This window comes from Catenuloplanes sp. NPDC051500, from assembly GCF_044454585.1.
Lineage (GTDB): Bacteria > Actinomycetota > Actinomycetes > Mycobacteriales > Micromonosporaceae > Catenuloplanes.
This window is the reverse complement of sequence record NZ_JBITDX010000016.1, coordinates 193624-219122: the sequence shown is the minus strand read 5'-3', so window position 1 is coordinate 219122 and position 25499 is coordinate 193624. Positions and strand designations below refer to the sequence as shown.

Here is a 25499-nt window from a genome sequence, read left to right as displayed (position 1 = left end):
TGCAATCACGCCCTGTAGTCAATAGGCCGACATGTGGCCAATGACACCGAGGTCAACGCGCAAATGGGTGGAACTACTCAAAGTGACATCAGGAGCGATAAGTCGCCGGGCGGAACTCGTAGTCTTCCTCGTCGTCGTGGGTGTCACCCTGGTCCCGGGTGAAGTCCCAGCCGCCCGCCGCCTCACGACCCGGACGCCCACCGACCGCGAAACCGCCGATTTCCTGCCCGCGACGCCAGCCGCGGAAGTAGCCGGTGGTGTTCGCCGCAAGCGACTGGGCGTCCCGGACGACCCGCAGCGGGCGCTCCTCGCGGAGCGCCGAGCCGGGCACCAGGTTGGCCTGCGGGACACGCTTCGGCAGGCCGGCGCCGGTCTCCGCGCCCACTGCCGGGCGGGCCGCCTGCTCCGCGGCCTGCCAGCCCTGGTCGGCAAGGCTGGCCCACTCCAGGTCCGGCGTGGCCTCGGCGTCCTCGTCCCGGCCGGTGAACCAGGCGGACGCGGCCGCCGAGAAGATCAGCAGATCGTTGTCGCCCTCGGAGACCGGGAGCGGTGTGGTCATGTCCAGCGCGTCCGGCCCCTGGGAGGCGCGGCGTGCGGTGTCGACCAGGCGCAGCGGCGGCGTGTACGACGAGTCGCCGCGGTCGGTGCGGGGCGAGCCCTCCACCAGGCGCAGCACGGGCGGCTCCGGCGGCAGATCGTCGGACTGCCACGGCGGTCGGACCCGCAGCGTCTCCGACATGGTCGGCGCGTCCGGCCGGGCCGGGCCGCGCAGCTGCGCCTGCTCGCCGGTGTGCGCGCGCTCGTCCGCAGCCTCGGGGCTGGTCGGCCAGGCCGCCCGCGAACCGGGTTCCGGCATCTGCGGCATCTGGGGCATCTGTGGAGACGTCCGGGACGGCGGCATGCCGAGCCTTATGTCGGTGAGGCCACCGCCTGTCGGTGGCGGCGTGTGGAGCGTGCCGTTGACCGGCTGCTCGTCGTCCCGCGAGGTCAACTGCGAGATCCGCTGCCGGTGCTCGGCGCGGCCGTTGTTGATCGCGGCAGTGGTGAGCGGCGCGCGGAACGGCTCGCCGGAGTCGGCAGGGCTCGGCGTCCGCGTCGGCGGCTTCGGCCCGGGCCGGACACCGGGCTGTATCGGCGTGAGACCGGGCGGGGGCGGCGGCGGGGCGGAGACCGGACGGTTCGCCAGGCTGTCCGGGCGCCGGGCGGCCGGGCTGACCGGCGTGTTCTCGCCGGTGCCCTCGCGGGCGGCCCAGCGGGTGACGCCCGGATCGACCCGCCGGTACGCACCAGTGGTCGAGTCGAGCTGGATCGACGAGGTGTCCGGGCGGCTCAGCGGGCTGAGCGAGGTGTCAGGCCCGTGCGGATCCGCGGACGCGGCCGGCGCGAGCGGCATGCGCTGCGGCTGCTGTGGCTGTTGCGGCGCCGCGAAGGGCTGAGCGGCCTCGGACGCGGCGATGCGGGCCCGGCGGCTGCCCATGGCGGCCGCGGCGCCTCCACCGCGGGTCGGGTGTATCGGGACCGGCGCGGCAACGGGCGCGGCGGGTGCCGGGGCCTGCTCGGCGGGAGCGCCGAGCATCCGCCCGTTGACCGGCGCCGGCGTCACGATCCGGGACGCGAGAGTGGAGACGAGCGTTTCGCAGGCCAGGTCGCAGGCGCGGACGGCCGCGACCGCGTGCCGGACCGTCTCCGCGACAGTGGGGGCGAGCGCGCGGTTGACGCCGCGGCGGGCCGCCTCGTTGACCGAGACCTGGAGCGCGGTGATCGCGGCCTGGACCTCGTCCGCTGAGGCCACGCCGTCCGAGACGATCTGAGAGGCGATCGCATCGGTGGCGACGGTGATCTCGCGGCCCCGGCCCGGCGTGCCGCCACCGAGCCGGCTCGGCTCGGGAACGGCGGCCAGGACGGCCAGGGCCAGCGGTTCGGCGGGGTCCGGGTACGCCCGGAGTGCCGCCGGGTACAGCTCGCGGAGCACCTCGCGGAGCGCCACCGCGGCGGCGTGCCGCCCGGTGCTCAGTGCAGCGTGCGCGTTGAGCACCGGCTGGTAGCCCATCAGGCTGGCCGGCGGCGCCACGGTGATCGCGGTGAGCGCGCCGGCCTGCAGCGCGCGGGCGAGCCCGACGGCGCGCCGGGACTCCGGGGAGGACTGCATCTCCTCGATGGACTGGTCGTCCGCGAAACGCTCGGCGAAGTCGTCGGCGTCATCGTCGTCCGCCACGGCCAGCGGGCGCCCCGCCGCGGTAAGCAGCGAGGTCACCAGGAGGTCGTCACTGTCGGCGGCGACCGACACACTGGGAGAGCCGCTGGCACGCTCGGCAAGCAGCGAGCTGAGCCGGGCGTAACCGGCCGCGTCGTCGCTTATCTCGGAGACGTGCAGTCGACGGCCGGCGTCGTCCACCACGGCCACCATGAGGGTCTGGCCCTCGGCTGCCCGGCGGGCGGATGAATCCGCCGACGCCAAACCGCAGTACACCCGCACGAGCGCCACGGCGTCGTCCTCCTCCCAGGACACATGTCGTGTGCCGAAGACTGATGCTCCCCGTTAAGGGTCAGTCGCGCCAGTCCACGACAGCAGAGATCTTGCCGATAATGGTGCGCCAGCCGAGACTGGCCTGCTGCGCACCGATGCGCTTCAGGCGCCGCCGGCCCATGAAGCCGCCGAGACCACCCTTTGACGCGGACCGCAGCGCCTCGTCCAGGTCGTCAAGGGGCGACCCGGCCGAGAGCGCGGTCAGCACCGGCGCCAGCCGCAAAGCGTATCCCAGGTCGCGCGCGGCCTCGCCGGCCTCGATCAGCAGATCGAGGTCCCACGTGTCGGCGCCACCCCGGAGGTTCTCCACGACCAGGTCCAGCTCGTATGCGTCCTCCTCCAGCGGCACCACGTCCGCGGGCTGGATTCGGTCGGCAAGCGTATCCCAGGTGTCGAGCTGAGCGAGGTCGTGCGGGGCACCCGAACGGACGAAAGCGACAAGCGATTCGGGGGTCTTGAACAGGAGAAGCTTGCCCTTGTGGGTGAGGAACGCCGGAATCTCCTCAGCGTCCTCCTTCTCCTCCTCCTTCTCGGGCTCGTCCGTTGCGTCGTCGTCCTCGGCCGAGTCGCCGGACTTCTCGTCCTTCTCGGCGTCCTCGAAGAGCTCTTTGGCCTTCTCGTCGAGGATGACCAGCTCGCCGTCCTCGTCGTCGCCGAAGTCCTCGTCGTCCTCTTCCAGACGGCGGGTGCGGGCGGCGAACGGGTCGTCGTCATCCTCCGAGTCGTCGATCTCGGTGGGCGCCACCTCGGTCGAGAGCCGGTACGCGCGAAGCGTGTAACCCACGCCGGCGGGCAGGGCGAACGACACCGGGTCGACCTTCGTCTCCTCCCAGAGCGAACGGTCCACCTCGGCGGTCACCTCATCGGCGGTCACTTCATCGTCGGCGCCGTCGTCCGTCGTGCTCGTCACGGCGTCGTCGACACCGGTCTCGGGCTCGTCGGCATCCTGCCGGTTGGGCGTCTGGGCGGCCACGGTGACCTCCGAATAGCTCTCGTGTGCGGCGCTCTGCGACGATGCAGGCGACCGGATCGGTGACGTCGCGCACAGGACACCCTAGTGTGCCGTGAATGAACGTGAACGCCTCACCCCGGTCCTGTGGGAAAGCCGGGCTCTATTAGTAGCCTAGCTACTTGTGAAGGCGCACTCGCTGCACGGCCACCTCGACGCACTCCTGCTCGCCGTCCTCGAAGGGGACACGCTGCACGGGTACGCCATCATCGAGGCGTTGAAGGCTCGCAGCGGGGGCACCCTCGACCTGCCCACCGGCACCATCTACCCCGCATTGCGCCGTCTCGAACGCGCCGGGTACGTGGAGAGCGAGTGGAGCACTGTCAACGGCCGGAACCGCCGCACCTACCGGCTGACAGGTACGGGCCGCCGCGCCCTGGCTGACGAGCGGTCCAGCTGGGCGGAGCTGAGCGGCACCATCGCCCGCTTCCTGGGCGGAGAGGCGCCGCACCGGAACGCCACGTGACGAACGTCTCCGGACGTCGGTTGCCTTCGCGTTGCCTCCGGCGCCGCGCGTGCAGGACCGGCCGCGGCACGCCGAAGTGAGAGCCCGTTACCGGCTTTCACACAGGAGGTGCCGCCGCCTTGGCTTCCATGCTCACCCCGCTCCGCGAGCGCAACTACCGGCTTTGGGCCCTGTCCGACCTGGTCTCGGTCGGCGGCACCTGGATGCAGGTGCTGGGCATGAACTGGCTGGTACTCACCGCCACCGGCTCCGCGGCGGCGATGGGCGTCATCGTGATGCTGCAGGCGCTTCCGGTCCTGCTGCTCGGCAGTTGGGGCGGCGCGCTCGCGGATCGGCTCCCCGCCCGCCCGGTGCTTGTGACAAGCCAGGCCGTACGCGCGCTGCTCTCCCTGGTCCTGGTCGCCACCACGATGTCCGGCGCCGGTTCGCTCCTGCCGGTCTACCTGGTCGCGGTCCTCTCCGGCGTGATCAGCGCGATCGAGGGCCCGTCGCTCGGCCGCTTCGGCTCCGCGCTGGTCTCCCGGGACGCGCTCGCCCCCGCGCTCGCGCTCGGCTCCGTACTCAGCTCCGCCGGCCGCATCCTCGGCATGGCGCTCGGCGGCGTGCTGGCCGGACTGACCGGCCCCGGCCTCCTGTTCGCGATCAACGCGGTCACCTTCGGCGCCGTGATCCTCGCGCTCGCGCTGGTCCGCCCGGCCGAGATGTACCCGCTGGCCCGCGCGGCGGCCGGAACCGCAGACGCCGGCGTCCGGGCCGGCCTGCGCTACCTCGCCACCCAGCCGGTGGTGCTCGTCGTCCTGGCGCTCGCGTTCGTGATCGGCTCGCTCGGCCGCAACTACCAGGTCACCATGGCCGCGATGGTCGCCGGCCCGCTGCACGGCGGCGCGGGCGGCTACGGCATCACCTCCACGGTCTTCGCTGTCGGCGCGGTCCTCGGCGGCCTGCTGCTGGCCGGCACCGGCCGGGCCACCCACCGGGTGCTGGCCGGCGCCGGCGCGCTGATCAGCGTGCTCCAGCTGCTCTCCGCGGCCGCCCCGGACCTGGTCACGTTCTCGCTGCTGATCCTGCCGATCGCGGCCGGCGCGGTCATCTTCGACACGGTCGTCGGCACCCGCGTGATGCTCGACACCCGGGAGGACATGCGCGGCCGGGTCCTCGCCTCCCTCGCGCTGGTCTCCTCGCTGGCCGGAATCGTCGGCGCGCCCACGCTCGGCTGGCTTGCCGACACGGTAGGCGCACGCGGCGCGCTCGCGGTCGCCGGCGTGATCACCACCGCCGCCGCGCTTGCCGGTGCGCTGGTCCTGGCACGGGTCAAGGGCACGCCGGTCCCGGTCCTGCGCACGGCCCGCCGCGTGCTCGGCCCGATCGTCCTGCGCCGCATCCCGGCCGCGCCGTCCCGTACCGCCGCGTTCATCCCGGTCCAGGCCGGCCCGGCGGCGCCGCACCCGGGCCCGCCGGTCCACCACGGCTCCACACACCCGGGCCCGAACCGTCCCGGCACCTCCACACGCCCGGCGGTCGCAGCGCACCTCGCCGAGCACCCGGTCCACCACCGCCGCACGCTGATCGCGGTCGGCACCGGACGCCGAGGCCGGGCCGTCACCGACCACCGGCTCCGCTGACGCGTCGCACCACCAACCCCGCTCCGGCGGGCCGTCGCTTCCCGCGGCGGCCCGCCGGAGCCGTCTCACGTCACCCAGAACCTTCCCAAGCCGCCACGGTACGACCGGAGCCTTCTTCCCGTGGCGCTCACGGGTCACCCCGGGCCGTCAGGTGCCGGCGGCGCACGCGATCACAGCGTGCCGCCCGCGTCAGCGTGCGGGCGGAGGCGTGAGCGCCGTCGCCATGTCCACGACACCGTGGCGTGACTCGGGGCGGAGTGCGCCGCACAGTCCGCACCGTCCGCTCAGGGTGCGACTGCCAGGTAGCCGCGTTCGGCGGCCTCCTGGGCGAGCCAGGTCTCCGCGTACCAGCCGGGACTGGTGATCAGGTCTTCGTGCCGGCCGCGTTGGATGACCCGGCCCCGGTCCAGGACCAGCACCTCGTCGAAACCGGCCAGCCCGCGCAGCCGATGCGTCACAAGCAGCACCGCGGTCTCCGGTGGCAGCACGTCCAGCGCCTGCCGGAGCACCCGGTCGGCCGCCTGCGGGTCCAGGCCCTCGGTCGGCTCGTCAAGCAGCAGGTGGCGGGGAGCCGCGAGGAGCGCACGGGCCAGCGCCAGCCGCTGCCGTTGACCGCCGGAGAGCTTCGCACCGTCCTCGCCGACAAGCGTGTCCCAGCCGTCCGGCTGCTCGCCGACCCAGTCCAGCAGGTCCGCAGCGCGCATCGCGGCGTCCTGCTCCTCCGGGTCCGCGGCATCGCGGCCGAGCAGCAGGTTCTCCCGGACGCCGGCGTGGAAGACGTGCGCCTCGGCCAGCAGGCCGCCGACCTGGTGGGGCAGCGCCGCCTCCGGATATGCGGAGATCGGCACCCCGTTCAGCGTGGCCGTGCCCGACTCCGGCGTGACCGCGCCGATCAGCACCGCGAGCAGCGTGCTCTTCCCGGCGCCGCTCGGGCCCACGACAGCGATCCGGACGCCGGGCGTCAATTCCAGGTCCACGCCGTCCAGCGCGGGCGGATCACCCGCGCGGTAGCGGACTACGACGTCGTGCAGCTCCAGGGCGCTTTCCGGGCGCGTGCCGGTCGTCGCTTCCGTGCTGGCCGGGCCGTCCGACAGCGACGGTGCGGCCAGCAGTTCCGCGACCCGGGTCAGGCCGCCGCGCAGGTGCGCCCACTGCCGGGCGGCCGCCACGAGCGCAAGCGTGGCCTCGACCGCGGCCAGCGTCCCGACCGCGAGCACGCCCACCTCGGCGCCGCTCGCGTCCGATCGGAGCGCGGCCGTCAGCACCGCGGCCGCGGTCAGGCCGGAGACCAGCACGCCCGCGCCGTCCACCGCCCAGCCGGTCAACGCAAGCCGGCGCTCCAGCCGGGCCAGCTCGTTCGCCCGATCGGCCGCGGCGGCGAGCGCCTCGCCCGTGGCTCCGTAGGCCGCCAGGTCCGCCGCGCCGTGTGTCAGGTCGATCACGTCCGCCGCGAGTTCACCGCGGATCGGCGCCATCCGGTCCGCCGTGCGCCGGGTCAGCGCGACCGCGACCACCGGCAGCACCAGGCCGGCGATCAGCAGCCCGACGGCCAGCGGCAGTGCCGCGACCGGCGCGATGAATGCGGTGGTGACAAGCGCCAGCACCGCCACGCCTACCGCTGCCGCCGCCGGGACCACCACGCGGATCAGCAGATCCTGCACCGCCTCGACGTCCGAGACGAGCCGGCTGAGCGCATCCCCGGAGTGTGAGCCGGGCTCGGGCGACCGGCGTGCCGCGAGCGCGCCGAAGACCCGGGCCCGTACGTCGGTGAGCAACCGCAGCACCGCATCGTGGCCGGCCAGCCGCTCGGTGTAGCGCAGCACGCCGCGCCCGATGGCGAGCGCACGCACGGAGACGATGGCGACGGTCAGCACCGGAAGCGGCGGCATGTCCGCGGCCGTGATCAGCAGCCAGGTCGCGGTGGCCATCAGCGTGAGGCCGGCCAGCTCGGTGCCGGTCGCCAGCAGCCCCGCCCCGATCAGGCGCCCCAGGTACGGCCGCGCCATCCGCAACACGACCGCCTCCGGCCACCGCACCACGCTTTCCGCGTTGCCTGCGCCGCCCGCAACTGGCGCGTTGCCTGTGGTGGTGCCGGCTGCCTGCTCTGTGGGGCCGGAGGGGGAGGTCATGTGGTCACCAGGGCGGGGAGTTCGGTCAGGTGGCCGTCGGTGAGGTGGAGGATGCGGCCGGCCTCGGCGAGGAGGGCGGGGCGGTGGGCGACCAGCAGGGCGGTACGGCCGGTGACGAGGCGGCGGCTGGCGTCGAGGACCGCGGCCTCGGAGGCGCCGTCGAGTCGGGCGGTGGGCTCGTCGAGGAGGAGGAGAGGGGCGTCGGCGCGGAGGAAGGCGCGGGCCAGGGCAACGCGCTGGCGCTGGCCGCTGGAGAGGCCGTGGCCGCGTTCGCCGAGGCGGGTGTCGAGGTGGGCGGGGAGCGCGGCGACCACGTCGTCGAGGAGGGCGGCGGTGACGGCGGCGGAGACGTCGGCGTCGGTCGCGGTGGGGGCGCCGAGGCAGATGTTGTCGGCCATGGTGGCCGCGAAGAGGTGCGCCTGTTGCGGGACCCAGGCGAGGCGTCGGCGCCACTGGTCCGGGTCGAGCGTGGCCAGGTCGGCGCCGTCGATCAGGATCCGGCCGGAGGTGGGGGTGACGAAGCCGAGGAGCAGGCCGAGCAGCGTGCTCTTGCCGGCGCCGCTCGGGCCGACGATCGCGATCCGGTCGCCGGCGGTGATCGTCAGCGAGACGTCCCGGAGCGCGACCACCCGGTCGTACTCGACTGTGACGTGCTCGAACCTGATCTCGGTGAACGCGGCCGGCGCGGCGACCGTGCCAGCGGTGGCGGTGGCGGGCGGCTCGGAGAGCGTGAACGCGGCGTTGAGCGCGGTCAGGCCCTCCATGCTGGCGTGGAAGCGGGCGCCGGCGGCCCGGAGCGGAAGGTACGCCTCCGGGGTCAGCAGCAGCACCAGCAGCGCGACCTGCAGTGTGAGCGCGCCGTCAAGCACGCGCAGGCCGACCGGGACCGCGACGAGCGCGACGGAGAGTGTGGAGACCAGCTCCAGCGCGAGCGCGGAGAGGAACGCGATGCGAAGCGTCTTCATGGTGGCGACCCGGTGCCCGTCGGCCATCCGGCGGACCACCTCGACCTGGGCCCTCGCGCGGCCGAAGACGCGAAGTGTGGGCAGGCCGGCGACCATGTCGAGGAAGTGGCCGCCGAGCATGGAGAGTCGCCGCCACTGCCGCTCGGTCGCGGCCTGGGCCTGCCAGCCGAGCAGCGCGCCGAAGATCGGGATCAGTGGGAGCGTCGCGGCGATCGTGATTGCGGAGATCAGGTCCGTGAAGACCAGCCGGGAGAGCACCGCGACCGGCACGGTGACACCCATGATCAGCTGCGGCAGGTAGCCGGTGAAGTAGTTGTCGAGCGCGTCAAGCCCGCGTCCGGCCAGCGTGGCGATCTCGCCGGCCTTCTGGCCGCCGAGCCAGCCGGGGCCGCGTGCGCCGACCGCGCCGAGCAGCTCCGCGCGGAGCGCGGCCTTGACGGTCGCGGCGCTGCGGGCGGCCACCACGCCCTGCGCCCAGGTAAGCGCGGCACGCAGCACGATGAGCACGACAAACGCGGCGACCGCTGTGGTGTCCAGCCGGCCCTGCCAGGCGGCGGTCAGCGCGGCCGCCAGCGCGGTCGCCTGCGAGATGATCAGCACGCCGGCCGCCACCCCGAAGATGCCCAGCAGGGCAAGGTGGCGCCGGGTCGCGGGCACTCGCCGCAGCAGGCGGGGATCGAACGGTCGCATCGCCGTCAAGTGAACCAGAGTCAGCCGAGCCCCGGCGAGTGACCTTCGACCCGAGGTTGCCGGGAACTGAACCGGGTCAGCCGGCACCACGAGCGGCAGTGCGGGCGCCGCAGCCCGAACGTCAGGGGCCGGCTCAGGACAGGAACAGCGAGATGGGCAGCGCCAGAAGCACCGTGGCCGCGGCCAGCGCCATCGCGCCCCGGAACCGGGCCGGCCGGCGGCGGGCCAGCAGCCGCTGCACGCGCGCCTCCACGTCCCGGTCGGCCGCACCGAGCGCGCCGGACGGCGTCAGCCTCGGCCCGGCCGTGGCGAACCGCAGCAGCGCGGACGCCAGCGGCCCCTCCGCGTGCTTGATCAGCGCCCGGTCGTCCGCGCGCATCTCCACGAGCAGCGCCACGGTCGCCGCCGCCGCGCGCAGCCAGCCGGCCCACGGCAGGGCCAGGCACAACGCGGTGAACGGCAGCAGCACCAGGTCGTGCCGCTCGTCCGCGTGCGCGCGCTCGTGCTCAAGCACGGCGGCCAGCTGCGCGCGGTCGAGCAGGCTCAGCGTCCCGGCGCTTACCACCACGCGCGGGTGCAGGCCGGGCAGGCAGTAGGCGGCCGCACTCGGGTGGTCGAGCACAAGCGCGCCGGGCGCGGCCGGGTCGTCGCGTGCCACGAGCGTCAGCAGGTCCCGGTGTCGACGCTGCGCGCGGACCGCCCGGACCAGGGAGTTGACTGTGGTGCCGGCAAGCGTGCCGGCGATGCCGAGACTCACCGCGATCGCGGCCAGATGCCCGACGCCGAGCCCGGCCGGGAGCCGCCCGCCGGTCAGGTCAGCGGTAAGCATGCGCAGCGCGGTCCCGGGCGCGGCGTCATAAGGATCAAGACCGAGCGCCAGGGGTACGCCGATCGCGCTCAACCCGAAGCCCAGCCCGAGGAACTGCCAGCTGATGATCGCCACCCGGGGGATCCGCCACGTCCACCGGGCCCGCGCCAGCACCCGCGCGGCCAGATAGGCGAGCAGCGCCCCGGCGGCGAAGTGCAGCGCGTTGATCATTGCTTCCCGCCTCCGGACTCGTCCGAGAGCGCACTGCGCAGCACCTCGGCCTCGGTTCCGCTCACCGACCGTGCGAACCGGACCAGCGCCGCGTCCCGGCTGCCGGCCAGGTCCAGCGCGTCCAGCATGAGCTGCGCGATGTAGGCCTCACGTGCCGCCGCGGCCCGGTAGCTCCAGGCCCGGCCGGCCCGCTCGCGCTCCACCATGCCCTTGCCCGCCAGCCGGTCCAGCACGGTCATCACGGTCGTGTACGCCAGCCCGCGGTCCGAGAGCGTCTCCGCCACGTCCCGCACCGTGTGACCGCCGCCGGGCCCGTCCCACAGGACGTCCATCACCGCACGCTCAAGGTCACCAAGCCGTATCACCAGGCAATCCTACCGCGCGTAGTACACGCGACGGTCAGCGTGGCCCGTCCAGTTCAAGCCGCTCAAGCGTGGTCTTCTCGCGCTCGAGGTAGGTGGCCTTGCCGGACTCCGCCCGCACCAGGTCGTAGACGGTCACCAAAGCACCGAACTGTTCACCGTCGATGGGTTCGACGAGCCAGTAGGTGGCGATGCTCTGCTCGGCGTACCAGCGCAGATCGTGATCTTTGCTGTCGGACGACGGCGACCAGATCTCCACGGCGAGCGCGATGACGGCCGGGCTGTGCCAGGCCTCATTGAGATCCTTCGGCACTTCCTTGAAGACCGCGACATCCGCCACGCGGGCGTCACGAGGGGTGCGGCGAACGCCGACCTCGGTTTCGGCGAAGTAGCCCGCCTTCTCCAGAAGATTTGCGATCCGTCGCGCCATCCGTTGGTGCCAGAGCCGGGCCGGCGACATGATGACAAGCCTCCCGTCGTGAACCTCGTACCGCAGCCCAGAAGGAAGACCCTCAAGATCGTCGACAGTGAATCCGTCCTCGACGACGTCAGGCAGATGCAGCGTAGTCATCAGGCGCCTCCGTTCGCTGCCCCAAGGGTACGGGTCATACCCCCTTCGGGTGCCAGACGGTTTTGGTTTCGAGGAAGGCGGTGAGGCGGGTGAGGCCGGGGTCGGCGTGCCAGTCGGCGGGGGTGGGGCGGAGGACGCGCTTGAGGGTGCCGGCGGCGGCGATCTCCAGGTCGCGGGCCAGGTCCGGGGCGGCGCCGGCCAGGTCGAGCGCGTTGACGTCGGCGTGGGAGGCGAGCCAGGGTGCGGTCTCGGCGGGGCGGCCGGTGAGCAGGTTGACCACGCCGCCGGGTACGTCGGAGGTGGCCAGCGCCTCGGCGAGGGTGATCGCGACCAGCGCGTCGGCCTCGGCGGCCAGGACGACGACCGTGTTGCCGGTGACGATCGCGGGTGCGATCACGGAGACCAGGCCGAGCAGCGCGGAGCCGGTGGGGGCGAGCACGCCCACGACGCCGGTCGGCTCCGGCGACGAGATGTTGAAGTAGGGGCCGGCCACCGGGTTGGCGCCGCCGAGCACCTGGGCGATCTTGTCGCTCCAGCCGGCGTACCAGACCAGGCGGTCGATTGCGGCGTCCACCTCGTCGGCCGGGACGCCGAGCGAGCGGAACTCCTTGCGGCGCGCCTCGACCATCTCGGCGATCCGGTAGACCACCTGGCCGCGGTTGTACGCGGTGGCGCCGGACCAGCCCGGGAACGCCTTCCGGGCGGCGACGACCGCGTCCCGGAGGTCCTTGCGGGAGGCCAGCGCCACGTTGTTGTCGTCCACGACGTAGGTCCGCCCTGACTCGCTGCGCGGGAACGCCCCGCCGATGAAGAGCTTGTAGGTCTTCCGGACCGCGAGACGCGTGCCGGAACGTGCGGCCCGGGTCTGGCCGGCGTCCAGGTTCTGGTTAGACATCGAGGTACGCCTCCAGGCCGTGACGCCCGCCCTCGCGGCCGTATCCGGACTCCTTGTAGCCGCCGAACGGCGAGGTGGGGTCGAACTTGTTGAACGTGTTGGCCCAGATCACGCCGGCCCGGAGCTTGTCCGCGACCGCGAGGATCCGGGAGCCCTTCTCGGTCCAGATCCCGGCGGAGAGCCCGTACGGCGTGTTGTTCGCCTTCTCGATCGCCTCGGCCGGCGTGCGGAACGTCAGCACGGACAGCACCGGGCCGAAGATCTCCTCCTGCGCGATCCGGTGCGACTGGGACACGCCTGTGAACAGCGTCGGCCGGAACCAGTAGCCCTGGGACGGCAGCTCGCAGTCCGGCGCCCAGCGCTCCGCACCCTCCTCTGCGCCCGCGTCGGACAGCTCGGTGATCCGGGCCAGCTGCGCGGCGGAGTTGATCGCGCCGACGTCCGTGTTCTTGTCCAGCGGGTCGCCGACGCGCAGCTGGGACATGCGCCGCTTGAGCGCGTCGATCAGCTCGTCCGCGATCGGCTCCTGCACCAGCAGCCGGGACCCAGCGCAGCACACGTGCCCCTGGTTGAAGAAGATCCCGTTCACGATGCCCTCGACGGCCTGGGAGATCGGCGCGTCGTCGAACACGATGTTCGCCGCCTTGCCGCCCAGCTCAAGCGTGAGCCTCTTGTCCGTACCCGCGACGGCTCTGGCGATCTCCCGGCCGACGGCCGTGGAACCGGTGAACGCGACCTTGTTCACGCCAGGGTGGGCGACCAGGTAGCGGCCGGTGTCGCCGGCGCCGGTGACGATGTTGACCACACCGGCGGGCAGCCCGGCCTGCTGCAGGATCTCGGCGAACAGCAGCGCGGTCAGCGGCGTGGTCTCGGCCGGCTTGAGCACCACTGTGTTGCCCGCGGCAAGCGCCGGCGCGATCTTCCAGGCCAGCATGAGCAGCGGGAAGTTCCACGGGATGACCTGCGCGGCGACGCCGAGCGGCCGTGGGGCGTCCCCGTAGCCCGCGTAGGAGAGCTTGTCCGCCCAGCCGGCGTAATAGAAGAAATGAGCCGCCATCAGGGGTACGTCGACGTCGCGCGACTCCTTGATCGGCTTGCCGTTGTCGAGCGACTCCAGCACGGCCAGCTCGCGCGCCCGCTCCTGCACCAGGCGCGCGATCCGGAACAGGTACTTCGCCCGCTCGGCGACGGGCATCGGGCCCCAGACGTTCTCGAACGCGGCGCGGGCGGCGGCCACGGCCCGGTCCACGTCCGCCTCGCCGGCCTCGGCGACCTCGGACAGGACCTCCTCGGTCGCCGGGTTCACCGTCTTGATCACCCCGCCGTCGCGGGGCGCGGTGAAGTCGCCGTCGATGAACAGGCCGTAGGACGGCTTGATCTCGACGACCGACCGGGACTCGGGTGCGGGCGCGTACTCGAAGGCTGCCATTGGCTTCAGTCCAGGGTGACGTAGTCGGGGCCGGCGTAGTGGCCGGTGGCGAGCTTGCTGCGCTGCATCAGCAGGTCGTTGAGGAGCGTGGACGCGCCAAACCGGAACCAGTCCGGGTCCAGCCAGCCCTCGCCGGCCGTCTCGTTGACGAGCACCAGGTACTTGACCGCGTCCTTGGTGGTGCGGATGCCGCCGGCCGGCTTCACGCCCACCTTGCGCCCGGTCTGATCGAGGAAGTCGCGGACCGCCTCCAGCATGATCATCGTGACCGGGGGCGTGGCCGCGACCGGGACCTTGCCGGTGGAGGTCTTGATGAAGTCGCCGCCGGCAAGCATGGCCAGCCAGGAAGCGCGGCGCACGTTGTCGTAGGTGGCCAGCTCGCCTGTCTCGAGGATCACCTTGAGGTGCGCGTCGCCGCACGCCTCCTTGACCGCGACGATCTCCTCGAAGACCTCGGTGTAGCGGCCGGACAGGAACGCACCCCTGTTGATCACCATGTCGATCTCGTCCGCGCCGGCCTCGACCGCGGCCCGGGTGTCGGCCAGCCGGATCTCCAGCGGCGACTGCCCGGACGGGAAGGCGGTGGCCACGCTTGCCAGATGCACGCCGGAGCCGCGGAGCACCTCGTGCGCGGTGGCGACCATGGCCGGGTAGACGCAGATCGCGGCCACCCGCGGCGCGCCGTGACCCGGGTTCAGCGCCTTCTGGCAGAGGTTGCGGACCTTGCCGGGCGTGTCCGCGCCTTCGAGCGTGGTGAGATCCACCATTCGGATGGAAAGATCGATCGCCCAGGCCTTGGCGGAGGACTTGATCGAGCGGGTACCGAGCGCGGCCGCGCGTTGCTCCGCGCCGACCTTGTCGACACCGGGGAGACCATGCAGGAACGCACGCAGGCTGGCCTCCGAGCGTGCCACGTCCGCGAGGGCAGCCAGTGAAACGGTCATGCCCTGGAGTCTACGCAGTTCTCACGTTTCAAGATCAAACATGATCGGATAGGCAGTCTTCATCGTTCTGAGAGGTATTTGACACTTGACGTTGACGGACGGCTCCGATTGTCTCTCGCTGTGCGAGTAGTGCACTTCTCAGACACGTACCTGCCCCGCCGCGACGGAGTGATCACGTCCATCAGGACGCTCACCTCGGCGCTCGCCGAGCAGGGCCACCCCGGCATGACCATCGTGCCCCGGCATCCCGACCAGACCGTCGAGGACGGTCTGCTGACGCTACGTGCCCTGCCGTGCGGCGTCGCAAACCTCAGGCTGTCGCCCTGGCTGCTGCGGGAGACCGGTGCCAGCGGCGTACTCGACGAGATCGCGGCGTTCGCGCCGGACATCGTCCACGTGCACACGCCCGGCCCGGTCGGCCTGCTCGGCGTGGTCGCGGCGCGCAAGCTCGGGCTGCCGGTGGTGCACACCTACCACACCGACCTGCATGCGTACGCGGACGCGTACCGGATCCCGGTCTCCGCGCTCAACGCGCTGACCAGGCTCTACGCGCGCCGGCTGGGCGTGCCGGTGCCGTGGTCGCACACCGTGGCGGTCACCGGCCCACGCGCGGTCCGGTACGCCCGGCGCGCGGCCGCCCGCACCCGGATCGTGGCGGGCAGGGCGGCCAGCGGGGCCGCGAGCGTCGCCGGCCGGGCCGCAAGCGTGGCCCGTCGCGCGGCCGGTCGCCGTCCCGCACCGATCGGGTCGTTCTCGTCGCTCGGCGCCCTCGCACCCGAGCAGGTGATCAGCAACCGGCACGCGGCCGTGGACGGCTACAACCGGCTGTTGCTCGGCGACGCGGACGCGGTCATCGTGCCCACCCGCGCCGCGCTCAACCGGATCACGCTTCCGGTCCCGGACGAGCGGATCTTCCTGGTCCCGACCGGCGTCGCGGCCCGCCCGACCACTGCCGCGGCGGTGGCGGAGTTCCGCGCGGAGCACGGCATCGCCGACTCCGACCGGGTGCTGCTCTTCGTCGGCCGGGTCAACCGGGAGAAGGGCGTCGACCTGCTGATCGAGAGCTTCAGCACGATCGTGGCGCGCTGCCCGAAGGCCCGGCTGGTGCTTGTCGGCGCCACCTTCGACCGCCGCTGGCTGACCGGGCTGCTCGAAGCGATCGGGCCGGAGGCCGCAGCCCGGGTCACTGTCGTGGGCGAGCAGCCGTCGCACGTGGTCGCGGCCGCGTACGGCGCGGCCGAGGTCTTCGTCTTCCCGTCGCTGTCCGACACGCAGGCGCTCGTGCTGCAGGAGGCCGCGCTTGCGCACGTGCCCGCGGTCATGTGCGACGAGGTGCTGCACGCGCAGGGCCCGCTCGGCGGTGCGGCAAGGCTCGCGAGCCCGGATCCCGCCGGATTCGCGGACGCGGTCCTCGCGCTGCTCGCCGATCCGGCCGAGGCGCGGCGGATCGGGGCGGCCGCCGCCGGGCAGGCGGCCCGGCACACGCCGGCCGCGTACGCGGAGACGATGTGTGAGGTCTACTCGTTCGCCGGCGCCGCTGCCGGTAGGTTGAACGACCGTGGACGTACTCGTCGTTGATCATCCCCTTGCCCAGTCGCGGCTGACCGCGATGCGCGACGCGCGCACCGACTCCGCCGCGTTCCGCGCGGCCTTGACCGAGCTCACCACCATGCTCGTGTACGAGGCCGCGCGCACCTTCGCCGTCGAGACTTTCCCGGTGGAGACGCCGGTGGCGCCGACCTCGGGCACCCGGCTCGCCAAGCCGCCGCTGATCGTCCCGGTGCTCCGCGCCGGGCTCGGCATGGCGGACTCCGCGCTGGCGCTTCTCCCGGAGTCGTCCATGGGCTTCGTGGGCCTGGCGCGGGACGAGAAGACGTTCGCGCCGCGCGCCTACATGGAGTCGCTTCCGGTCGATCTCACCGGCCACCCGGTGCTGGTCCTCGACCCGATGCTCGCCACCGGCGGCTCGCTCGAGCACTGTTGCCGGCTGCTGACCGACCGCGGCTGCACCGAGATCGTGGTCATCTGTGTGCTTGCCGCGCCGCCCGGCATCGCCCGCCTGCGCGACTCCGGCCTGCCGTTGCGCCTGGTCACGGCCTCGATCGACGAGAAGCTCAACGAGCACATGTTCATCGTGCCCGGCCTCGGGGACGCCGGGGACCGCCAGTTCGGCGGCATGCCGCGCTTCTGACAGGGCCGCCGACGGGTGCTGACCACCATAAGGTGATTTTTCCGGCGTGGACTGCGTAGGGCAGCGCGCTCGGGCCGACGCCGAGCCGGTCCACCGGCCGCGGGGCGGCCCGCGCGCGGGCCGGCCTGAGCGCGTCTGTGGACACGGCCGGGGCGAGGGCGCCCGGGTCGTACCCTCTGGTGGCGGTGATCGTGGTGGTTCAGCCGGTCGTGGAGTAGGTCCAGGACAGGGCGCGGCCCGCGTAGAACGGCATGATGCCGTGGAAGACGCGGGGCCGGTCCGCGAAGACCAACGGCAGGAAGTGGCGGTCGCTCTCCCACATCGGGACGGCGCCGGCCAGCACGTCCTCGACCGGGGTCCAGACCAGCGTGCCCTCCGGGTTGGCGGCCAGCGGCGTGCCGGACCAGGCGGTGATCCGGAAGAGGAAGCCGAACCAGTTCTCACCGTTGCGGCCGAAGCCGGGCCAGGAGACGGTGCCGGCCAGGTCAAGGGTGTCACAGCTGATCCCGGCCTCTTCGAGGATCTCGCGTCGCATGCCGGACACCACGTCCTCGTCCGGTTCCAGCTTGCCGCCGAGGCCGTTGTAGTAGCCGAAATGCACGTCGTCAGGGCGGGCGTCGCGCCTGATCATGAGGATTTCACGCTTGTCCGGGGAGAACACGTAGCCGAGCGTGGCGATGATGGCCTGCACCGTGAGCACCCTATCGAGCGCCTCTGCCGAGGCGGAGGGGCCTCCACCTCGATAGAGGCTCAGCCACTACCGTCGCCTTGGGGGCGGCCACTATGGTCATGGCCATGGCCCCCATTACGTTGCCCGAGGAATTGCTGGTCCTGGCGTACGACGACGAGTCGGGACGTGCCGTCGGGTCGCGGATCGCGCTCGACCTCGGCATGGCCGCGGCGATCCTGGTGGAGCTGGCGCTGGTCGGGCGCCTGACGATGTCGGCCGACATGCTCGTGGTGAAGGACAACGCGCCGGTCGGCGACCCGATCCTGGACGCGGTGCTCGCGAAGATCGACTCGGACACACCGCACGCGGCCGCGTCCTGGCTGCAGCGCCTCCGGCACGGCCTGCGCGACAAGGTCCTGGCCGACCTGGTCGAGCGCGGCGTGATCCGCGACGTGGACGAGACCGCGATGGGCGGCGTGATCCACCTGCACCGCTACCCGAGCGCGGACCGCAGCCACGAGGCCGGCATCCGCGCCCGCCTGGCCGACGCGCTGACCGGGCAGACGGTGCCGGACGAGCGCACGGCCGCGCTCGCCACGCTTCTCGCCGCGACCCGGATGGAGCCGGCGCTGCACCTGGACAGCGAGGCGATGGAGCAGGCGCACAAGCGGCTTGAGGAGATCGCGGCCGGCGCCGGGTACGGCGGCGGCGTCAGCATGGAGGAGTCGACGATCCGGCCAAGCATCTCGCTCGTCATCGCCGCGCTCGGCCGCGCGATCAGCCAGGCCCTCGGCGCGCGCGCCTGAGGATTCCGGGCCGCGTCAGCCTCGTGCGCGCGCGGCCACTGCCGCAAGCAGCGCGTCCGCCGCCCGGACCCGGCCGTCGCCGTCGACCTCGGACCAGCCGCGGGCGGCAAGCGAGTGGCGCCAGTTCGGTGAGGTGAGCGCCGCGCGCAGCGTCTCGATCGCGGCAGGCGAGGGCAGGTCGGCGCGTGCTCCCAGGCCGATGCCCAGGCCGGCGGCGAGCATCGCGTCGTAGCCGAGCCGCTGGTTGTCCGCGACCATGATCAGCGCGGGGCAGACGCCCAGGCAGAGCAGCTCCCAGGTGGACGTGCCGGCCGCGGCCAGCACCAGGTCGGCGCCGTCGAGAAGCGCGGGCAGCTCGGGCGTGTTCGGGACGAAGCTGAACGTCTGGCCGGGCGCGGGCGTGACCGTGGAGGCCGAGGCGGTGACCACTGTGGCCCGCAGCGGGATGCCTGTCGCGGCAAGCATCCCGGCCAGCACCGGCGCGGCGCCGGTCGGGTCGGTGCCGCCGAAGAAGCAGACAACTGTCGGCGGGCCGCCCGGGTGCAACGGCCGGGGAGCGGCGGGGCGGCGGGACCGGACCGAGTCGCGGAGCAGCACGTACGGCAGGCCGGCCAGCCGGGTCGCGCCGGGTGGCAGCGGGGGAGCGGCCCGCTCGGCACCGAGGTTCTGGTCCAGGTAGAGGTCCGCGGACTGGCCGCGTGGGTCGCCGTCGACGATCGCCAGGACGGTCACCCCCTCGGCCCGCAGCGCCGCCGCGCACGCCGGATCCGTCACGTAGGAGTCGATCACCACCGCCTCAAGCCCGAGCCGCCAGGCGGTCATCGCCAGCGCCTCCGGCGACGCGGGCGCGTCGATCACCGGCAGCCCGAGCCGGGCGATCTCGCGCGCGGTCCACGGCACCGAGCCCACGTCCCCGAGCAGCGCGACCTGGCACCCGCGCCCGATCAGCTCCTCCGCAAGCGCCAGGCAGCGGACCAGGTGACCGACGCCCATCGCGGCGCCGGCATCGCAGCGCAGGCCGACAGCTGTCACCTGTCGGCCAGCGCCTTCTGCCGGACCGTGCCGTTGAGCGCGCGTACGTCCGGGTTCGCGTCCAGCCAGGCGGACAGTTCGGCGACCGGCACGATCCGGTCGCCGAAGTGCGCGACCACGGCCTCGATCAGCCGCCAGTCCTCGATCGTGTCAAGCGTGACGCGCAGCCCGGACCGGTCCGGCGGCAGTGCGATGCCGGTGACTGTGAACTCCTCCGGGTTGCTCCAGACGTACGAGGTGACGTGCGTGCGGTGGAAGCCGGTCGCGAGCCGGTCCGCGCGGCGCAGTGCGTCCACCGAAATGATCTCCACGTCCGTGCCGAGCGGCAGCACCCGGTGCAGCGACGTGCTCAGGTAGTCGAGGCCGGGCGACGCCGCGAAGTGCCGGGCGGCCGTGCGGATCACCGCGGGGTCGAGCAGCGGGCAGTCCGCGGTGAACCGCATCACGGCGCCGACGTCGCCCTGACGGGGGACCGCGCCGACGAACCGGGTCAGCACGTCCTCGGACGGGCCGCGGAACACCGGCACGCCGAGACGCGCGCACTCGGCCACGACGGCGGCGTCCTCGGGGCGGTCGCTCGTCGCCACGATCAGGTCGTCGAGGCAGCCGGCGGCGCGCGCGGCGCGGACCACCCAGCCGAGCACGCTGCGGTCGCCGAGCGGCCGCAGCACCTTGCCGGGCAGCCGCTCGGAGCCCATCCGGGCCTGGACGATTCCGACGACGCGCATCCGTGCCGCTCCCGCTCTCGTTGTGCCGAAGGGCCGTACCGAGACCGGCCCGCACGTCAAACGAGCAGGAAGGACGGGGGTGACCGCATGCCGGCCGAGACGCTTGGCGCGCCGGAGGTCTTCCGGCTGACACAGCCGGTAAAAGAGGAGCGGCTGCTGCCAGAGATCGTGGCGCGGCTGGCGGCGCACCGGGTGGGCTGCCCGCCGTACGGCCGGATCCTTGACGCGACCGGGCACGGGCCGGAGCGGGCCTACGACAGGCTTGACGAGCTGCCCTGGCTGCCGGTGCGGATGTTCAAGACGCACGCGTTGAAGAGCATCCCGGACGCGGCCGTGTTCAAGACGCTGACCAGCAGCGGAACCACCGGGACGCCGAGCCGGATCTTCCTGGACCAGCACGCCGCGGCCGCGCAGAGCCGGATGCTGTCCCGCACCATGCAGACAGTGCTCGGGCCGCACCGGCTGCCGATGCTGCTCGTGGACACGCGCGCGATCCTGGCCGACCGGCGCACGTTCAGCGCGCGGGGTGCGGGGGTGCTGGGCATGATGGGCTTCGGCCGTGACCACGCGTGGGCGCTCGACGCGGACGGCGCCGTCGACCTCCCCACCATCGAAGCATTCATCAAGAAAAATGGTGACAAACCGTTCTTGATCTTCGGGTTCACGTTCATGGTGTGGCTGCACCTGTATGAGCGTGCCCGGGACAACGGCTGGGACCTGAGCAACGGCGTGCTCGTCCACTCCGGAGGCTGGAAGCAGCTCCAGGACCGCGCGGTCGCGCCCGCCGAGTTCCGGCGGCGCTTCCAGCAGGACACCGGCCTGCGGCGGATCCACAACTTCTACGGCATGGTCGAGCAGATCGGCACCGTCTTCCTGGAAGGGCCGGACGGCGGCGGCCTCTACTGCCCGGACTTCGCCGACGTGATCATCCGGGATCCGCGCACCTGGGCCGTCCAGCCGCCCGGCGCGCCCGGCCTGATCGAGCTGATCAGCACGCTTCCCACGTCGTACCCGGGAAACGTCCTGCTCACCGAGGATCTCGGGGTGATCCACGGCGTGGACGACGGCGCCTGGCCGGGGAAACGCTTCGAGGTGCTCGGCCGGCTGCCCCGCGCCGAGGCCCGCGGCTGCAGCGACGTCTACGCCGTGCCGGCGCAGGGGAGGACCGCGCGATGACTGTCCGTTTCCCGGCCGGCGCCACCGGCCTGCTGCCCTCCTCGGAGGACGTGCTGACCGTGGGTGACCCGCGCATGGTCCGCTTCCTCGGCGCGCTCTCCGCCCGGCTGCTCGCGCCGTCCGTCGCGCGCGCCCACCCGGAGCTGGGGTCGCTCGGCTTCTTCCTGCGCCGCGCCGAGCTGGCCCGCACTGTCGACACCCTTAACGCCACCGACCCGCACACGGTACGCCGTCCGCGCGGCCTGGTCTTCCACGTGCCACCGGCAAACGTGGATACCGTGTTCGTCTACTCCTGGGCGCTCAGCGCGCTGGCCGGCAACCGCAACGTGGTGCGCCTCTCCAGCCGTTCCGCAGGCGCGGCCGACGCGGTGCTCGCCGCGCTCAACGACGCGCTCACCGACGCGGACCCGGTGATCGCCCGCACCCAGCGGATGGTCGCCTACGGCCGGGACGACGCGATCACCGCCGAGCTGTCCGCCGCCTGTGACCTGCGCGTGCTCTGGGGCGGCGACGCAAGCGTGACCGAGCTGCGCCGGCACCCGCTCAGCCCGCTGGCCCGCGACCTGACGTTCCCGGACCGGTCGTCGTTCGCCGCGCTCTCCGCGACCGGCTGGCTGGCCGCCACCGACGACGCCCGGCGGGCCGCCGCGGACGGTTACGCGAACGACGTCTACTGGTTCGACCAGGCCGCCTGCTCGTCGCCGCGCGCGCTCTACGTGACCGGCACGCCTGCCGACGCGGAGAAGGCGGTGGACGGGTTCCGGCGCGAGCTGGCCGACGCGGTCGCCCGCCGCGGGTGGACAGTGGACGCCGCGATGGCTGTGGAGAAGCAGGTCCGCGCCTACGGGCTGGCCGCGGACGGGCGCGCGACAGGCGTCCGGTTCCCCAGCAACGAGCTGGCCTGGCTGCGGCTGACCGATGCAGGCGAGCCGCCACGCGAGTGGCTCGGCACCGGCGTGGTCGCCGTAGCCCGCCTCGACGACCTGCGCGACCTGGCCCCGCTGATCACCCCCCGCGACCAGACGCTGAGCCACTTCGGCTTCACCACCGGAGACCTGCGCGCCCTGGTCGAGGCTGTCCCCGGCCGCGGCCTGGACCGCGTGGTCCCGTTCGGCCAGGCCCTCGCCTTCGCCCCCACCTGGGACGGCCTCAACCTGCTGGACCAGTTCACCACCCAAACCACAATCCGACCCTGAACACAGCCCGGGGCAGCCGGCCCACACGGCGTACCCTCAACCGCTCTTGATCTCGATCTTGATCTTGAGGCGACCCGAGGACCACCGCGCTTTTCATCTGCAGTTTCCCCTGACCCACGCGGATCTCGACCACATCGTGAGGCGCGGACGACCGAAAAAAGTCGGTGCCAGTCAGACACGGTTTTCGTCTGCCTGGCACCGCCTTTTTTCGGCCGTGGCGTCGAGCCCGGAGGAGCGAAGCGACGACCAGAAGCAGAGCTCACACCACCTCGCCGGGTTGGGGGAAGTCGGCGTCGCGCTTGGCGCGGCGGGCGGCGGCGCGGCGTTTGCTGAGCTTTTTGGAGAGTTTGCGGGTGTCGTTGCGGACCAGTTTGTAGCCGCTGCGGGCGACCATCAGGAAGCGGCCCGGCCACGACTTGCGGTACAGCTGGATCTCCCAGTCCATCTTGGACAGGTGCAGGTCGCGGGAGCGGATGATCTGTTCGGTCCAGGTCATCTGCGCCAGCAGGTGGCTCGCCTGGTAGCGCTGCCGCCAGAGCGCCTCGGCCAGCTCCCGGTAGCCCGGCACGTCGATCGTGGCCGCGCCCGGCGCGATGGCAAGCAGCTCCCGGCGGCGGAGGTCGCGTTCCGGCAGCGGCAGGCCGGTCAGGTCCAGCTCCAGCTCAAGCGCGGCGTGCAGCGAGTCCGCGCGCAACGGCCTGTCGATCATGCCGAGCAGCAGCCCGGCCAGGTCTACCGCGCTGCTTGTGATCGGCCACGGGTGCGGCTGCCCGGAGGTGATCAGCCGGGCCGCGAACCGCCAGGCCACCCGGGTCAGCACCGTGTCGGCGGCGACCGGCGCGTCAGGCGCCCAGCGCGGTGGGGCCAGTCCCAGTCGCACGCCGTCGTCAAGCAGTTCGCCCGCGTCGGCAAGCGCCATCGGGCCGGTCACCCAGCCGTCCCGGGCGTGCCCGTCCAGCCAGGCGGCCAGGCGTCGCAGCTCGGCGCGCAGCCCGCCGAGGTCAGCGGCCGCGCACAGCCCGAGCAGCCGTTCCTCAAGCACCACCCCGGCGGGGACCGGGAACGCGCCGTTTACCCGGCGCAGCCCGCCGCGCACTGCCGATTCGTCCGCCGCGACGAGCGTGGTCGCGGTCGCGCCCCAGTCGGCGGGCGTGAGCGTGTACGCGTGCGGCCCGTCCAGGTCGCCGGCAAGCAGCGCGTGCGACGGCGCCATCCCGTTGGCGCGGGACACCGTCACCCAGGCCGGGGCCAGCACCGCCTCCGCGCCCGCGCGAAGCGCCCGGCCGGCCATCCGGCGCGGGTCGCTGAGCACCGGGGTGTCCCGGTACGCATCCGTGTACGCGCGCGCCAGCACCGCCTGCAACGGCCCGCGCAGCGGCGCGCCCACCTCGCCGAGCAGGCCCGGCCCGACAAGCACGGTCGGGACCGTGGGCAGCGGGAACGCGGCGTAGCAGGTGGTGGCGTGCAGGCCGAAGATGGCCAGGCGGGAGGTCAGCTCGGACAGCGACGCGGGCCGGTCCGCGGACGAGCCCGGCGGGTACCAGGCCGAGTCGGCCCGCTCGCGCGCGCCCGGGTCCAGCTCGACAGCGGCGTGGATGCCGAGCGGGTTCTCGTGCCGCAGCACGAGCGTGCCGTCCGGCGTGACCGCCTTCGCGAGCGTTGCCAGCAGCTGGTCGTCGGTGAGCGGGTTGCCCTCGGCGGAGTTCAGCCGGTCCAGGCCGTCCAGGCAGACGACCAGGTCGTAGCGGGTGAGCGGGTCGAGCCGGGACGCGCTGCCGCAGAGCACGCCGGCCGCGGGGAACCGCAGCGCCAGCGCCTCCGCGTCCTTGAGCGAGCGGACCAGGCAGGTCACGGCCGCGCCCGCGTCCACAAGCGCGCTGATCATCTCGTCGTGGTGCGGGCCGGCGACAAGCGCGCGGGTGCCGGGCGCGGCGGCGAGCGTGCGCACCAGGTGCCGGAGCGCGCCGCTGTACCCGGACACGGCGTCGGACCAGGCGAACATCTCGTCGCCGATCCGGGTCAGGTTCGCCAGCAGGGCCGCGGCCGGGTTCACCTGGCCGGGGATCGGCGGCTCCGGGGCGGCGTGGGCCGACTCGGGCAGCAGGGCGGCGGGGCGGTCGGACATCAGGCGCACCTCTCCAGGGGCTCGGCCCAGCCGAGCGCGTGACGCAGCTCCGTCGGCCGGGCCAGGTTGTCGGCGCCGAGCTCCCGCCGGGCGAGCGCCAGGCAGGTCTCGCGGTCGGTGGTGTAGCCGTAGACCTCCGGCCACTGGCGGCGCAGCCGGGGCTCGCCGCCGAACGTCAGGTCGCCGTCCTCGAGCACCATCGGGTCGCCGTAGACGGCGGCGTCGGCGCCGGCGAGCAGGCCGTACCAGATCGCGCTGCACAGCCGGTTGGACACCACGCGGCGGTGCCGGCGCAGCTCGATGAGCTGCCGGTCGAGGAAGTCGCGGTCGTGCTCCCGCCACCAGAAGCCGCGGTAGCCGTGACAGATGACCCGGAATCCGGCCTTCTCGTAGAGACGGCGGATGCCGCGGACGCGGTGCTCGTTCCAGTAGAGACAGACGGTGACCGGGCCGTCCTCGACGGACCGCACCTCGTCGATCAGCCGCCTGTGGTCGCCCATCACCTGCTGGCCCTCCCACCCGTGGAACGGGTAGAAGATGGTGCCCTCCCGCTCGTCCTTCTCGGGTGCGGGCGTCATCTCGGTCAGGTAGGCGAACGGGGCGCCGATCGCCAGCACGTTCCGGCGGCCCTGGGAGATCGACCGGCGGCGGGTCTCCTCCGACCAGACGAACATCGGGCTGCCGTTCACGAGCGGCACGCCCGGCGCCATCCCGTCCCCGATGTTCCAGCCGTGCTGCAGGTAGCCGAGCATCCGCGGCGGGTGCGCCGGATCGGTGAGGCCGCAGTACCTGGCGAGCACGTGCGCATGCCCGTAGTAGTAGTTCGCATGATGCATGGGCTGGGCCACAGCTCCCGGGGCTCGACGGCGACGTTTCCGCAGTGACCAACGCGCCGATTCCCGAACGGTGACTTCACCGTTGGGCTCT

The 25499-nt window shown here is 72.9% G+C and carries 21 protein-coding genes and 1 pseudogene; 7 read left to right on the top strand and 15 right to left on the bottom strand.

What is annotated here, in order from left to right; all coding sequences use genetic code 11:
- Window positions 1-88: 88 nt before the first annotated feature.
- The gene (locus ACIA8K_RS28770; RefSeq protein WP_396064699.1) at window positions 89-2509 is read right to left on the bottom strand and encodes a transposase; all 2421 of its coding nucleotides are present in this window, start codon (window positions 2507-2509) and stop codon (window positions 89-91) included.
- Window positions 2510-2546: 37 nt separating this feature from the next.
- Entirely contained in the window at window positions 2547-3500 is a 954-nt protein-coding gene (locus ACIA8K_RS28765) for a DNA primase (protein WP_396064696.1), read from the bottom strand.
- 160 nt (window positions 3501-3660) lie between these two features.
- Here ACIA8K_RS28765 and ACIA8K_RS28760 point away from each other — a divergent pair, with 160 nt between their 5' ends.
- Entirely contained in the window at window positions 3661-4002 is a 342-nt protein-coding gene (locus ACIA8K_RS28760) for a PadR family transcriptional regulator (RefSeq protein WP_396064694.1), read from the top strand.
- A 128-nt stretch (window positions 4003-4130) separates the two neighbouring features.
- The gene (locus ACIA8K_RS28755) at window positions 4131-5624 is read left to right on the top strand and encodes an MFS transporter (RefSeq protein WP_396064721.1); all 1494 of its coding nucleotides are present in this window, start codon (window positions 4131-4133) and stop codon (window positions 5622-5624) included.
- 284 nt (window positions 5625-5908) lie between these two features.
- Here the strand turns inward: ACIA8K_RS28755 and cydC are convergent, their stop codons facing one another.
- From cydC to deoC, 8 genes and pseudogenes are all read right to left on the bottom strand, one after another.
- Window positions 5909-7753, bottom strand: a complete 1845-nt coding sequence (cydC, locus tag ACIA8K_RS28750) for a thiol reductant ABC exporter subunit CydC (RefSeq protein ID WP_396064692.1) — start codon at window positions 7751-7753, stop codon at window positions 5909-5911.
- On the bottom strand, window positions 7750-9408 hold the full coding sequence (gene cydD / locus ACIA8K_RS28745) for a thiol reductant ABC exporter subunit CydD (RefSeq protein ID WP_396064690.1): 1659 nt from the start codon (window positions 9406-9408) through the stop codon (window positions 7750-7752). Before cydD ends, cydC begins: the two co-directional genes overlap by 4 nt.
- 133 nt (window positions 9409-9541) lie before the next feature.
- The gene (locus ACIA8K_RS28740; protein ID WP_396064688.1) at window positions 9542-10447 is read right to left on the bottom strand and encodes a M56 family metallopeptidase; all 906 of its coding nucleotides are present in this window, start codon (window positions 10445-10447) and stop codon (window positions 9542-9544) included.
- Window positions 10448-10461: 14 nt separating this feature from the next.
- Window positions 10462-10812, bottom strand: a pseudogene (locus ACIA8K_RS28735) (BlaI/MecI/CopY family transcriptional regulator); the annotation flags it as partial.
- A 34-nt stretch (window positions 10813-10846) separates the two neighbouring features.
- Window positions 10847-11380 (bottom strand): Uma2 family endonuclease, encoded by a 534-nt coding sequence (locus ACIA8K_RS28730; protein ID WP_396064686.1) that lies wholly within the window; start codon window positions 11378-11380, stop codon window positions 10847-10849.
- Between the two features lie 34 nt (window positions 11381-11414).
- Entirely contained in the window at window positions 11415-12275 is an 861-nt protein-coding gene (locus tag ACIA8K_RS28725) for an aldehyde dehydrogenase family protein (protein ID WP_396064684.1), read from the bottom strand.
- A complete protein-coding gene (locus tag ACIA8K_RS28720) occupies window positions 12268-13704 on the bottom strand; it encodes an aldehyde dehydrogenase family protein (RefSeq protein ID WP_396064682.1) in 1437 nt (478 codons plus the stop codon). The genes ACIA8K_RS28725 and ACIA8K_RS28720 overlap by 8 nt, the downstream gene beginning before the upstream one ends.
- A 5-nt stretch (window positions 13705-13709) precedes the next feature.
- Window positions 13710-14648 (bottom strand): deoxyribose-phosphate aldolase, encoded by a 939-nt coding sequence (deoC, locus tag ACIA8K_RS28715; RefSeq protein ID WP_396064681.1) that lies wholly within the window; start codon window positions 14646-14648, stop codon window positions 13710-13712.
- A 129-nt stretch (window positions 14649-14777) separates the two neighbouring features.
- Here deoC and ACIA8K_RS28710 point away from each other — a divergent pair, with 129 nt between their 5' ends.
- A complete protein-coding gene (locus tag ACIA8K_RS28710) occupies window positions 14778-16226 on the top strand; it encodes a glycosyltransferase (RefSeq protein WP_396064679.1) in 1449 nt (482 codons plus the stop codon).
- Window positions 16207-16839: a uracil phosphoribosyltransferase gene (gene upp, locus ACIA8K_RS28705; protein WP_396064677.1), complete on the top strand. Its 633-nt coding sequence runs from the start codon at window positions 16207-16209 to the stop codon at window positions 16837-16839. The genes ACIA8K_RS28710 and upp overlap by 20 nt, the downstream gene beginning before the upstream one ends.
- A 199-nt stretch (window positions 16840-17038) precedes the next feature.
- Here upp and ACIA8K_RS28700 read toward each other — a convergent pair whose 3' ends face one another.
- On the bottom strand, window positions 17039-17530 hold the full coding sequence (locus ACIA8K_RS28700; RefSeq protein ID WP_396064674.1) for an NUDIX hydrolase: 492 nt from the start codon (window positions 17528-17530) through the stop codon (window positions 17039-17041).
- A gap of 104 nt (window positions 17531-17634) precedes the next feature.
- Here ACIA8K_RS28700 and ACIA8K_RS28695 point away from each other — a divergent pair, with 104 nt between their 5' ends.
- Entirely contained in the window at window positions 17635-18315 is a 681-nt protein-coding gene (locus tag ACIA8K_RS28695) for a GPP34 family phosphoprotein (RefSeq protein ID WP_396064671.1), read from the top strand.
- 15 nt (window positions 18316-18330) lie between these two features.
- Here ACIA8K_RS28695 and ACIA8K_RS28690 read toward each other — a convergent pair whose 3' ends face one another.
- Both ACIA8K_RS28690 and ACIA8K_RS28685 read right to left on the bottom strand, forming a co-directional pair.
- On the bottom strand, window positions 18331-19308 hold the full coding sequence (locus tag ACIA8K_RS28690) for a PseG/SpsG family protein (RefSeq protein WP_396064719.1): 978 nt from the start codon (window positions 19306-19308) through the stop codon (window positions 18331-18333).
- Window positions 19309-19343: 35 nt separating this feature from the next.
- Entirely contained in the window at window positions 19344-20075 is a 732-nt protein-coding gene (locus ACIA8K_RS28685; protein WP_396064669.1) for a cytidylyltransferase domain-containing protein, read from the bottom strand.
- A gap of 87 nt (window positions 20076-20162) precedes the next feature.
- Between ACIA8K_RS28685 and ACIA8K_RS28680 the strand changes: the two genes are divergently transcribed.
- Window positions 20163-21251, top strand: coding sequence for an acyl-protein synthetase (locus ACIA8K_RS28680; RefSeq protein WP_396064667.1), 1089 nt, complete (start codon window positions 20163-20165; stop codon window positions 21249-21251).
- Complete coding sequence (locus ACIA8K_RS28675; protein ID WP_396064665.1) at window positions 21248-22447, top strand: acyl-CoA reductase; 1200 nt, start codon at window positions 21248-21250, stop codon at window positions 22445-22447. Before ACIA8K_RS28680 ends, ACIA8K_RS28675 begins: the two co-directional genes overlap by 4 nt.
- A 259-nt stretch (window positions 22448-22706) precedes the next feature.
- Here the strand turns inward: ACIA8K_RS28675 and ACIA8K_RS28670 are convergent, their stop codons facing one another.
- Window positions 22707-24572 (bottom strand): hypothetical protein, encoded by a 1866-nt coding sequence (locus ACIA8K_RS28670; RefSeq protein ID WP_396064663.1) that lies wholly within the window; start codon window positions 24570-24572, stop codon window positions 22707-22709.
- The gene (locus ACIA8K_RS28665; RefSeq protein WP_396064661.1) at window positions 24572-25408 is read right to left on the bottom strand and encodes a hypothetical protein; all 837 of its coding nucleotides are present in this window, start codon (window positions 25406-25408) and stop codon (window positions 24572-24574) included. Before ACIA8K_RS28665 ends, ACIA8K_RS28670 begins: the two co-directional genes overlap by 1 nt.
- Window positions 25409-25499: the final 91 nt, after the last annotated feature.